Here is a 12,787-nt window from a genome sequence, read left to right as displayed (position 1 = left end):
TAATTCGTTAACTTCTTTTACTGTTAAGTTAACCAGTTGTTCTGCAAATGCACTTAAGTCTGCCATTGTTTCAAATTTTTGCCGCCTTCATTGCCTGTGCTCCGGCGGAGTTTTTAAAAAAATTTGTGTATTTCAACCGTTCAGGCTCGGTTGAATAATTTACCCCACCTAACCTCCCTGAAGGGGAGGAATAAGAAGGAATGTTTTATTGTAATTTCTCCTTCAGGAGGCTACGCTTCTACTTCTTGTGGTTGTCTGTCTTCCAGCGCTTTTAATAAGCTGGCCAATTTGCTTCCAGCGTTTAGGCCGCTGAGAACATTGGTAACAGGAGATTGTAACAATCCAATGATTTCGCCAATAAGCTCGTTTTTGCTTTTAAGTGTTTTAAGTGCTTCAAGTTGGTCGTTTCCAACAAACACATCCATATCAATGAAAGCTGCTTTTAAAACAGGCTTTTCAGTTTTGGTTTCTGCACGGAAACTGCTTATAATCATTGCAGGCTCTTTAGCGTCTTCGCTAAATAAAAGAGCGGTAACGCCACTTAAACTATCGAAAACACCTGAATATCTTTCAGCATCAATTCCCTCAAGCGCTTTTTTGATTAAAGTGTTTTTTGCCACTTTCATTTCTACATTCTTATCAAAGCAAATCTTGCGTAGTTTGTTTACTTGCGCAACTGACAGTGCTTCGGTGTTGGTAATGTAGAAGTTATTATATTGATTGAATTTCTCTTTGAGAACTTCAATCGCTTCGTTTTTTTGATCTTTAGTCATTACACTAATATTTTAACCGATGCTAAACCGGATTAGATGAAAGATTTTGTGTCAACAGGAATGCCTGGGCTCATTGTGCTAGCCATGCTTACACCTTTGAGGTAAGTACCTTTAGCAGCCGATGGCTTTAGTCTCATTATCGCATTGATAAACTCAGTGCTATTTGCAGCTAGTTTTTCAGGATCAAATGATACCCTTCCAATAGATGCGTGAATGATACCCGCTTTATCAACTTTAAAAGCGATTTTACCACCTTTAACTTCATTTACAGCAGCAGCAACATCATTGGTAACAGTACCTGTTTTAGGGTTTGGCATCAGGTTACGAGGACCTAGTATCTTACCTAATCTACCTATACGAGGCATAACAGATGGAGTTGCCACGATTACATCAACGTCTGTCCAGCCACCTTCGATTTTTGTGATGAATTCATCTAATCCAACAAAATCAGCACCAGCTTCTCTTGCAGCAGCTTCTTTGTCTGGAGTGCAAAGAACTAATACTCTTTTTGTTTTACCTGTTCCATGAGGAAGCGTTACCGTTCCGCGAACCTGTTGGTCAGCTTTCTTAGGATCAACTCCCAAACGAACGTGAACGTCTACAGAACTATCGAATTTAGTGATGTTCACTTCTTTCACCAATGACGACGCATCAGCAAGTGAATACACTTTGTTTTTATCCACCTTAGCTGCAATAGCTTTTCTTTTTTTAGTAATTCCCATTGTAAATCAGTTTAGAGATTGATCAATTTTATTTGTCCCATGGAGCTGTACCGTCAACAGTTAAGCCCATGCTCCGAGCCGTACCAGCAACCATTTTCATAGCGCTTTCATTGGTAAAGCAGTTAAGATCGCTCATTTTATCAGTTGCAATTGCTGCCACCTGATCCCAACTCACTTTACCAACCTTGTTACGGTTAGGCTCTTTGGAACCACTGGCGACTTTAGCTGCTTCTAATAACTGAACTGCTGCCGGAGGAGTTTTAATGACAAACTCAAAAGTCTTATCGTTAAAAACTGTGATTAATACGGGAAGTACTTTTCCCATTTTGTCCTGGGTTCTTGCATTAAATTGCTTACAGAACTCCATGATGTTTAGACCCTTTGAACCTAGTGCAGGTCCGATGGGGGGTGCAGGATTGGCTTGACCGCCTTTCACCTGCAACTTTACGTAGCCTGAAATTTCTTTTGCCATGTTTTTAAATTTTTGGTGTTAGCGTCCCCACATATGCTCGTTAAAGCGGAGCCGTGGAGACTCCCAAATCAATCAATTCTACAGAAAGAACTTTTTTGGGACCGCGAAGGTAAGTAAAAGCAACAGTGTTTTGAAAACTGTTTCATAATGTTTTTGTAATATAGGGAGAACTTAAAGGCGCAAGTGGTGTTCCTTAGCTGTAATTCTATTTACTCACAGAAAATCCGGCCTGTAAAGGAGGCCTCTCGCGGATAGTGAAATGGCTCAATAAAGATTTACTGTAGCAGAGAGTGACACAACAATGTTGACACTTATACAAGGCCAACGAAAAACACATCCTTTAATTCTTAATTTAAGGATTGGGTGCTACTGTGCTTGGTGCCGGGGACTGCAACTGCTCAGCCTTCTTTTTTTCTTCTTCCTCTTTTTTAGCTTTCTTTTTAAAGAAACCTCTTAATAAAAAATTGTGTTGAACTGCTTCGAGGTCGTCGTTTAGTTTTTGACTTCCCTCTTGTAGGTTACTTAAGATAACACGGATATCTGCCGCTGCATCTTCATCGTTTAATAACATACCTACCGGTGTACTTTTATTATTAAGACTATTTCCTAATTGGCTGCTGGTGTTATTTAAATTATCAACAACTATACTGGCGTTTTTTGACACACTCTCTATTTGGGCGGCAGTAGCCTTTAGCTTGTTAAAAATAATAGTATCGGTAACAAGATCATTTGCTAAAGTGCCTTTTCTTTGAAGCTTTGCAGCAAACGTTGCTACACTTGCGCTTAGTCTTTCCGCATTTGCTGAGGCCTGCTGTAAGCGAAGCATGGTGCTATGCAGGTCATTAATAAGCGTCTCATCATTCAGCAACTTCCCCACTGTTCCTTTGCCCTCTGTAATTCTTTTGCTGATGCCTTTTACATCTGTAGTAATTGCAAAGAGATTTTGATTGTTTGCCTGAAGTGTCGCCATCATTTCGTCAGGATTACTTGCTTTTTCAACCCCCAGAAGATCACCATTTTCTACTGAAGGAGATTTTGAGGCTCCTGCATATAATACAATTATCTTGTTTCCTATCAATCCATCTGAGCTAATTCTTGCTTTGGCATTTTTTCGGATATATTGCTTAGAAGCTTCATCAATATTCATATCCACTTCAACCTGCGAGTTGCCAACGAAGGAAATCTTTTTAACTGTGCCAATTTTTACGCCTGAAAACCAAATGTTGTTTCCTTTTTGCAGTCCGTTAATATCGTCGAAAACCGCTCTTACTACGATTGATTTTTGAAAGGTTTTTTGCTGTCCCCCGAGCGTCAGTACTGTTAGGACAAATATGACTATGCCGAGAAAGATAAAAATCCCCACCACAAAAGCCCTTGTATTTTTATTCGATTTCATCTCTTATTTAATAAAATTGTAATTATAAAAACTTTTAATCCGATCATCCTCGCTATCAAACACTTCGTCGAAGGTTCCTTCCTTTGCAAAAGTGCCTTCAAGTAACATCGCTACTCTGTCGCCGGTCGCTTTTGCGCAGGTAAGGTCGTGGGTGATAATGATAGAACTGGTGTTGAAGCTTTCCTTTACCCGGTTTATAAGGTTATTTATTTCAATACATGTTATAGGATCTAAACCCGCTGTAGGTTCGTCATATAGCATTATCTCGGGGTTTAAGATTAAAGTACGTGCTATCCCTATTCTTTTTCTTTGGCCACCTGAAAGTTCCGACGGCATCTGGTTTATTGTTTGAGCAAGTCCCACAGCAGTTAGTACCTTTTCCACTGATGCATCTATTTCTTTTCGCCTCAGGTGTTTTTTGTTTCTAACCAATGGAAATTCCAGGTTCTCTCTTACGGTCATACTATCGTACAGTGCACTGTTTTGGAATGAAAACCCGATCTTTAATCGAAGTTCAAGTAAGTCCTTCTCACCCAATTTACTCACGTCCTCTCCTAGCACGCATACCGATCCTGAGTCCTGGGTTAACAATCCTGCTATAATTTTTATCAAAACTGATTTGCCTGTACCTGAACGCCCCAGCACCACCACGTTCTCTCCTTTATATACGTCAAGGCTTACCGCCTTTAATACATCATTACTTCCAAAAGATTTGTACAAATCCCTGATTTTAATGACCGGCTCCTCTTTGCCTTTATTTTGTCTTTCGTTCTCCATTTCTAACTATCCCCTTATGCTATTTGTAATCTGAACTATTAAAATCTCCTCTACGAAAATCAGGAACATGGACACAACTACCGATGCATTGGCTGCTTTTCCTACGCCTTCTGTTCCCTGCGATGCGTTGTAGCCTTGGTAACAGCCCACAATTCCGATCGTATACCCGTAAACCACGGCTTTTGTTAAAGAGGAAAAAATGTCTAGAAATGATATTTTGGAGAAAGCCTGCTCAAAAAAAGCGACGAAACTAGTCATCTCGTTTGTATGAACATTGATGTATGACCCCAACATGGCCACACAGCCGGTATAGCACATAAGAATAGGTATCATAACAGTTGTAGCTATAACCCGGCTTACTACTAAAAATTTAAAAGGATTAACAGCCGACACTTCCATGGCATCTATTTGTTCGGTCACTCTCATCGAGCCAATTTCTGCTCCAATATTTGAGCCTACTTTGCCCGCAGCAATTAAGGCGGTTACCAACGGAGCAAGGGCTTTAATAATTGCTATCGCTACCAGTGACGGAAGCCATGATGTGGCGCCAAACTCAGCCAAAGAAGGGCGCGACTGCTTGGTAAATACAAGGCCCGTTATAAATCCGGTGAGTGATATAAGCGGCAACGATTTCCAGCCGATCTCGTAGCACTGTTTTATGATTTCCCGGCCTTCGTAGGGTGGCAGAAATAGCTCTTTAAAGAACCGGAGATTGAATTTAACAGCGCTATTGAGATCAATAAAAAACGAATCGAAACCTTTAGAAACAATAAATTCTCTTCCTTGCTTTACACTCATGTCCTTAGTGATTAGTACTTTTTCGTAGTGCGAAAGTAATGTATCGGAAAGATTTTTGAAGACTTGCTCTGTTTTTAAACCCTGCAGTTTCAACTTTTATTGAAAATAATTTAAATACCAGCATTAATCCCCCATTCAGCTTCGTTGCGTCGCAATCCTTTCATCTTTTTTTTCAATATTCGTCTTTTATCGGGTTGTTCTAGAATACTGCTTTCCTTATAAAAAATAAATATTTCATGTATTAAAAAAAGAACGCCCTTATTTTAAACCGTTGCAATGCGATTTGCTGTACAAGAGTGTGACACAACGATGAGGCCATAAAAAACAGGTGCCGGAACAAAAAACGTACTTCTTATGTTCATTCATCTCAAACTAGTTGCGCATTTCTAATTCCCGGTCCCAAACTCCTTTTACCTTTATTTTTGCTGTAAACCCTCATCTATTATAGCTTCTCCTTCAATATTAGACAGCCCTATTGAGTACCTTAAAGGTGTCGGCCCTTTAAAAGCAGATCTGCTAAAAAAGGAACTGAGCATTTTTACTTTTGGTGATTTGCTTGAACATTTTCCAAACCGTCATGTAGATAAGACTTCAATAAATGCCATCACTGACATTAAGCCTGAAACCGATTTTATACAAATTGCAGGCATTATAGATGACCTTATAATACTTGGAGAAAAACGAAGTAAACGGCTTGTTGCACAGTTGCGCGATAGAACGGGTACGATTGAACTTTGTTGGTTCCAGGGAATAAACTGGGTAGAAAAAAATTTACATGTCGGAAAAATTTACCTGGTATTTGGGAAAGTAGCATTTTTTAACGGCCGGGCACAAATAACTCATCCGGAAATAGAACCCTGGGTTGCTGAAACGGCTGAAGGAAAAGGCTTTTTAGAGCCCGTTTACCCTACAACCGAAAAATTAAAGGCAAAAGGACTGAATGGAAAACAAATTGGCAAGCTTACAATGGCGCTGATTGAAATGGTCGGTCCGAAAGATATTCCTGAAAATTTACCCCACCACATTATCGAACACCTCATCCTGTTAAAAAGGTGGGATGCCTATACTTGTATACATTTTCCCAAAAACCAACTGGAATTTGACAAAGCCCTCTATAGGCTAAAGTTTGAAGAGTTTTTTATTGCACAGGTTAGGTTAGGTTTAACAAGACTTCGCAGGCACAAACATAGTAAAGGAGCTATTTTTGAAAAAGTTGGTGAGTGCTTTAATACTTTTTATAGTAAATATTTACCGTTTGAATTAACGGGGGCGCAAAAAAGAGTTTTAAAGGAAATTAGAACAGATACGGGAAGAGGCAAACAAATGAACCGGCTACTACAGGGAGATGTAGGAAGTGGAAAGACGATTGTAGCGCTGTTGACAATGTTACTTGCTACAGATAACGGCTATCAAAGCTGTTTGATGGCCCCAACCGAAATATTGGCGAATCAGCATTTTCTGGGATTGAGCGAATTGTTGAAAGACATGCCGGTAAACATTCGCCTTTTAACTGGAAGTACCAAAACCGCGGCCCGACGTGAAATACTAGCTCAACTTGCCGAAGGTTCTTTGCATATGATAACCGGAACCCATGCGCTTATTGAAGATCCGGTGGTTTTTAAAAACTTAGGATTGTCAATTATAGATGAGCAACACAGGTTTGGCGTGGCGCAACGTGCAAAATTGTGGGCAAAGGCCCCAATACATCCTCATGTATTGGTTATGACGGCTACTCCAATACCAAGAACGCTTGCAATGACTGCTTATGGTGACCTTGATTATAGTGTGATGGATGAATTACCACCTGGAAGAATACCTATCACCACCGTTCACCGAAATGAAATGTACAGGGTGAAAGTAATGGATTTCATCAGGTCGGAAATTGAGCAGGGGCGTCAGGCGTACATCATCTTTCCCCTGATTGAAGAAAGTGAGAAACTGGATTACGAGAACCTGATGGATGGATATGAACATGTAAAGGCTTTTTTTCCCGAGCCTAAATACTGGATTAGTATGGTACATGGAAGGCAGCCGGCACAGGTTAAAGAAACAAATATGCAGCGTTTTGTGAAGGGAGATACGCAGATAATGGTGAGCACAACGGTAATAGAAGTAGGGGTAAACGTACCCAATGCTTCTATTATGGTTATAGAAAACGCGGAAAAATTTGGTCTTTCTCAGTTACACCAGTTACGCGGTAGAGTTGGAAGAGGTAGCGACAAAAGCTATTGTATATTACTAACAGGTAATAAACTAAACAACGACGCCAGGGAAAGAATAAAAACAATGTGTTCTACAAATGACGGATTTAAAATAGCAGAAAAAGACCTGGAATTAAGAGGTCCGGGAGATATTGAAGGTACCAGGCAAAGTGGAGCTTTAAACTTTAAACTGGCCAATATCGTAAATGATAAAGAAATTTTGGAAAAAGCAAAAAAAGAAGCAGAAATGTTGCTTTCCAAAGATGAAGAACTTTCTTCGGCTGAGAATTTGATATTAAAAAATTACCTTTTGCTTCAAAAAGGAAAAACTGTCTGGAGTAAAATTTCCTGATCCAACTGCTGTTAAATTACGGGGCCGGGTGCAAACGAAATAATCACTGGTCCGTATATACTCATATTTTAATTGTAACTTTTAAAAAATATTACAGGCTTGAAAAGACTTACCCCGATTGCTTTTTTAGTTGCTATTCTTTGTAGCGGTACAGCAGTCTTTTGTCAATACGCCAACCTTGAATTTATTGAAAACAAAGGGCAGTGGGACAAAAAAATCAGGTTTAAGGGAATTATGAACAATGGTGCTTTTTTCCTGCAGGAAAAAGGGTTTAGAATGGTACAACACAAAGCAGAGGACATGGAGAAACTGGATGATTTGATGCACGGTTTTTCTACCAGTCACGGATCCTCTAATAATACAAAGGCGGTTATCCCAACAAATAATCATCAAATCCCAAAGGGTGGTTCTGGAAGTAGAGATTTAACTGTTCATTCTCACGCCTACGATGTAGAGTTTGTAAACGCACTTACCCCCGTTATTGTTGGTGATAAAGCCTTAGAAACTTACAATAATTATTTTATTGGTAATGATCCCACTAAATGGCAGCAGCACTGCAGAACCTTTCAGGCGGTTACTTACAAAAATTTATATTCAGGCATAGACGCAAGGTATTATACAAATGAGGGTCAATTAAAATATGACCTGATTGTACAACCGGGAGCAGACCTTTCTAAAATTGCAATGAAATATGATGGGGTAGACGGTTTAGAGGTAGCCAATGAACAACTAATCATTAAGACTTCAGTAGGTGAAGTAAGAGAACTAAAGCCATATGCTTACCAGGTTGTTAACGGCCAAAAGAAAGAAGTAATATGTAGATTCAAAGTGATTGGTAAAACCGTGTATTTTGCAGTTGACAACTATGTAAAAAGCGCTCCTTTAATTATCGATCCAGTTTTAATCTTTTCAACTTTTACCGGTAGCACTTCCGATAACTGGGGTTATACAGCGACTTATGGACCTGACGGAAGTTTTTACGCCGGCGGAATAGTTTTTAATACGGGCTTTCCCACTAGTCCAGGCGCCTTTTCATCAACCTACGGGGGTGGAGTGGGCGAAGGCGAAGGCGGTGGATATGATATTGGGATAATGAAATTTAGCCCAAATGGTTCTAATCGAATGTATGCAACCTACCTGGGCGGATCGGGTAATGAACAGCCACATAGCCTGGTGGTAGATCCACAGGGAAACCTGGTAATAGCCGGACGCTCTAACTCAACAAATTATCCTGTAAAAATTATTGAAAGGGGGGGTGGCCAATATGATATCATTCTCACCAAGCTAGACCCTACCGGCTCTACGCTGATTGGTTCAAGAAAAATAGGAGGTAGTAGCAACGATGGAGTAAATATTCGACCTAAATATACAGCACCATATGGCACGGAAAGTCTTCGTAGAAATTATGGCGATGATGCCCGGAGCGAAGTAATACTAGACAATAGTGGAAACGTTCTGCTTGCCTCTAACACTCAGTCATCAGATTTCCCTGTTTCAGCAAATGCTTTTCAGAAAATTTTTGGCGGCCTGCAAGATGGCGTTATCATAAGGGCAAACCCCGACCTTAGTACAATTATGTATAGCACCTACTTTGGTGGCAAACTAAATGATGCGGCTTTCGTATTGGCAATAAATCCTTCTAATAATAACATTTATGTTGGCGGCAACACAGTAAGTACTGACTTTCCGGGTAATAAAAGCGGGGTCATTAATCCCGCCTTTCAGGGTGGCGAGACGGACGGCTTTGTGTCGATTTTATCTCCTGACGGAAGTAGTTTGTTGAAGACTTCCTACATGGGTACTACCGGAAATGATATGTTGTACGGAATTCAGTTCGACAAGTTCAACTTCCCCTATATCATGGGTACTACGACTGGAAATTGGCCGGTAGTAAATGCAGCATTTTCCCAGGAGGGAGGAAAACAGTTTATTGCAAAGCTAAAACCTGATCTCTCCGCGTTTGAGTACTCAACAATTTTTGGAACCAATACATTTGCACCCAACATCTCCCCTATCGCTTTTTTAGTTGACCGATGCGAAAATGTGTACGTTTCAGGTTGGGGTGGCTCAACGGATGCAAAAGCAGGTTTTAAGGATAACGCAGGAACCACCGGGTTAACTGTAACTCCTGACGCGATACAAAAATCTACAGACAACAGCGACTTTTACTTTTTTGTACTGGAAAGAAATGCTGCAAGACAATTGTATGGAAGCTTTTTTGGGCAGAGCGGAGGTTTTGGTGAGCATGTTGACGGGGGAACAAGCCGGTTTGACAGAGGGGGAGTTATTTACCAGGCCTTGTGCGCCAATTGCGGTCGCGATGTAAATTTTCCTACAACTCCCGGCGTCTGGTCACCTTCTAATGGTTCCAAAGAGTGTAACCTTGCTGCTGTGAAGATCGCTTTCAACCTTGCCGGAGTTATTGGAAGCGTAAGAAGTTCTATTGATGGCAGAGTCAATGCTTCCTCGGGTTGCGTGCCCTTGACGGTTGACTTTACTGATACCCTTGCTGAAGGAAAAAGGTATGTGTGGAATTTTGGAGACGGTTCTCCCGACGTTGAAACTACCACCGAAACCATCAGTCACACTTTTAACGCCGTTGGTAATTATACAGTCAGACTTACCTCAATTGATAGTTCGAAATGTAATATTGCCGATACCGCTTTTACAGTAATAAAAGTAAAAACCGATAAAGGTATTTTAGGATTTACTCCCCAGAAACTGTTGCCTTGCGACTCTTTTAATTATCAATTTGCCAATACCTCCTATGTCTCTCCGTCGGGCCGTCCGTTTGCAAGTAATTCTTTCATTTGGGACTTTGGAGATAAAACGCCGCCAGTTGTCGCCGGGTCAGAAACCATAAAACATAGTTTTCCTGCCCCAGGAGTTTATAAAGTAAAGTTGGTGCTGCGCGATACTAACTTTTGTAATGCACCAGACTCCTTGGTAGTAAACTTAAGAATAGCCAGCAACGTTAAGGCCGATTTTGAAACTCCCCCAACAGGATGCGCACCTTATACTGCCAGGTTCAATAATACTTCCTCCGGAGGTCAAAATTTTTACTGGAGTTTTGGCGACGAAGGCACATCAAATCAAGTTAGCCCCGAACACCTTTATTCAACCCCGGGTACATACCTTGTAAAATTAAGAGCAGTAGACTCAAGTACATGTAATCTGTTAGATACCACCAGTTTCACTATAGTTGTAAGTGGCAAGCCTACAGCTTCATTTAGTTTTACACCTGATCCTCCGCAGGAAAATACAGCTGTTCAGTTCATAAATAGTTCAATAGGGGCTACCCGCTATATCTGGAAGTTTGGAGACGGAGATACATTGCTTACCCGATCAGCTTCACCTGTTCAGCATATTTACAACGAAACAAAACTTTATAATCCCTGCCTTATAGCAATTAATAATGCCGGATGTCCTGATACTGCGTGCACCTCTCTTCAGGCTCGCATCGTTCCTTTAATTGATGTTCCAAATGCTTTCACTCCTAACGGGGATGGTATAAATGACAAAGTATTTGTCAGAGGTTTTGGCATCACAAGAATGGCTTGGAAAATTTATAACAGATGGGGTTTACTCGTGTTTGAAACCATTGACAGAACGGCTGGTTGGGATGGAACCTACAAAGGAACCGTTCAACCCAATGAAGTTTATCATTACGTTTTGGATGTCGAGTACTCAGACAATTCAAAATTCCAAAAAAGAGGCGATATAACGTTGTTGAAATAGCCGCTATCAGATGCTTTCGAAGTTTCCAAAGCGTTATTCAAATGTTTTAAGAATGCTATGCCAACCCGAAATGCAGGATGTCTATAAAATCCATTCTGCCCCAAAGTAGCTATGCAAAACGCGCGGCAACATGATGCCTTCTCCAGCCTGGTTATTTTCTAATAAAGCAGCTACAATTCGTGGCAGCGCCAATGCACTTCCGTTCAAACTGTGCGTAAGCAGCATTTTGCCATTTGCATCTTTAAAACGACACTTCAAACGATTGGTTTGAAAGTTCTCAAAGTTACTCACGCTACTTACTTCCAGCCAGCGATCTTGCCCGGCACTGTATACTTCAAAATCATAAGTGATAGCACTGGTAAAGCTCATATCGCCCCCGCACAATCGAAGAATGCGATAAGGCAGTTCGAGGCTTTGCAATAACTTCTCTATATGATCAACCATTCCATCTAAAACCTCATAGCTTTTGTCAGGATGAACGATTTGAATTATTTCAACTTTTTCAAATTGGTGCAAACGATTAAGTCCTCTAACCTCTTTACCATAACTACCCGCCTCCCGCCTAAAGCATGGAGAGTAAGCCGTCATCTTTATTGGCAGTTCATCTTCTTTCAAAATCGTATCCCTATATACATTCGTAACGGGTACCTCCGCCGTGGGAATGAGGTAAAAGTTGTCAGCAGTTGCATGATACATTTGCCCTTCTTTATCTGGAAGTTGCCCCGTACCATAAGCGCTTTCTTCGTTAACCAAAAAAGGAGGCAAGTACTCAACGTACCCCGCAGCAGTATTAAAATCTAAAAAGTATTGAACTAGTGCTCTTTGCAATTTTGCGCCCTTCCCTATGTACACAGGGAAACCACTTCCTGTAATTTTTGTTCCTAATTCAAAATCTATCAATTTGTATTTTGTGGTCAGTTCCCAGTGGGGCAACGCACCTTCTGCAAGCGTAGGTTTTACCCCTCCTTCTCTCACCACCACATTGTCTTCAGGTGTCTTGCCTTTTGGCACTTCTAATGCCGGCAGGTTCGGTATAAGTAGCAGTTTATCTAACAGCCCTTTTTCAACATTGGCCATTTTAACCTTCAATGGTTCTATACCCACTTTCAAAGAGGCTACTTCAGCTTTCAATGTTTCAGCCCCCTCTTTTTGACCTTGCCTCATAAGATTACCAATCTCCTTAGATGCACTATTCACTCTTGCCTGCGTACTATCAAAGTCTGCCTGTAGCTTTTTTCTTTCATCATCCAGCGCTATTACCTCGTCAACCAATTCGGTTTGAAAAAAGTTTTTCACTGCCAGCCTTTCCAATACAGCCTCCCTGTTTTGACGAATAAAACTTACCTGTAGCATACATTCAAAAATTTGCGCAAAGATAACAGTTGAAGTTTTGTGAGTAGTAATGAATTAGAAGGAAAGCAGCAAGAAGAAAATCAGGTCGCCATCGTCCGTTATTATAGCGGCATTGTTGTGTCACACCCTTCTGCGGCATAACAAAAAGCAGCAAAACTTTTTTAAAAAGTGTAATAGGAAGGTGTAGTGTACTAATTGGATCACT

9 protein-coding genes and 1 pseudogene are annotated in these 12,787 nt (G+C 40.7%); 2 read left to right on the top strand and 8 right to left on the bottom strand.

From position 1 onward, the window contains the following. The 7 genes and pseudogenes from JWR87_RS20245 to JWR87_RS05530 all read right to left on the bottom strand — a co-directional run. A pseudogene (locus JWR87_RS20245) lies at positions 1-66 on the bottom strand (50S ribosomal protein L7/L12); the annotation flags it as partial. A 164-nt stretch (positions 67-230) separates the two neighbouring features. Continuing rightward, on the bottom strand, positions 231-773 hold the full coding sequence (gene rplJ, locus JWR87_RS05555) for a 50S ribosomal protein L10 (RefSeq protein ID WP_297816618.1): 543 nt from the start codon (positions 771-773) through the stop codon (positions 231-233). Positions 774-805: 32 nt separating this feature from the next. After that, on the bottom strand, positions 806-1,495 hold the full coding sequence (gene rplA / locus JWR87_RS05550; RefSeq protein WP_297816615.1) for a 50S ribosomal protein L1: 690 nt from the start codon (positions 1,493-1,495) through the stop codon (positions 806-808). Between the two features lie 28 nt (positions 1,496-1,523). Further along, on the bottom strand, positions 1,524-1,967 hold the full coding sequence (gene rplK, locus JWR87_RS05545; RefSeq protein WP_297816612.1) for a 50S ribosomal protein L11: 444 nt from the start codon (positions 1,965-1,967) through the stop codon (positions 1,524-1,526). A 352-nt stretch (positions 1,968-2,319) separates the two neighbouring features. Further along, positions 2,320-3,363: an MlaD family protein gene (locus JWR87_RS05540; RefSeq protein ID WP_297816608.1), complete on the bottom strand. Its 1,044-nt coding sequence runs from the start codon at positions 3,361-3,363 to the stop codon at positions 2,320-2,322. A gap of 3 nt (positions 3,364-3,366) precedes the next feature. Continuing rightward, positions 3,367-4,140, bottom strand: a complete 774-nt coding sequence (locus tag JWR87_RS05535) for an ATP-binding cassette domain-containing protein (RefSeq protein WP_297816606.1) — start codon at positions 4,138-4,140, stop codon at positions 3,367-3,369. Positions 4,141-4,146: 6 nt separating this feature from the next. Continuing rightward, positions 4,147-4,938, bottom strand: coding sequence for an ABC transporter permease (locus JWR87_RS05530; RefSeq protein ID WP_297816604.1), 792 nt, complete (start codon positions 4,936-4,938; stop codon positions 4,147-4,149). A 441-nt stretch (positions 4,939-5,379) separates the two neighbouring features. Between JWR87_RS05530 and recG the strand changes: the two genes are divergently transcribed. After that, entirely contained in the window at positions 5,380-7,491 is a 2,112-nt protein-coding gene (recG, locus tag JWR87_RS05525) for an ATP-dependent DNA helicase RecG (RefSeq protein ID WP_366090196.1), read from the top strand. A 99-nt stretch (positions 7,492-7,590) separates the two neighbouring features. Beyond that, entirely contained in the window at positions 7,591-11,229 is a 3,639-nt protein-coding gene (locus JWR87_RS05520) for a PKD domain-containing protein (protein WP_297816601.1), read from the top strand. Between the two features lie 81 nt (positions 11,230-11,310). Here the strand turns inward: JWR87_RS05520 and serS are convergent, their stop codons facing one another. Then, positions 11,311-12,582, bottom strand: coding sequence for a serine--tRNA ligase (serS, locus tag JWR87_RS05515; protein ID WP_297816598.1), 1,272 nt, complete (start codon positions 12,580-12,582; stop codon positions 11,311-11,313). Positions 12,583-12,787 lie beyond the last annotated feature (205 nt).

The organism is Segetibacter sp. (assembly GCF_025963695.1).
Lineage (GTDB): Bacteria > Bacteroidota > Bacteroidia > Chitinophagales > Chitinophagaceae > Segetibacter.
The sequence above is the reverse complement of the archived record's forward strand: the minus strand, read 5'-3'. Positions and strand labels throughout refer to the sequence as shown.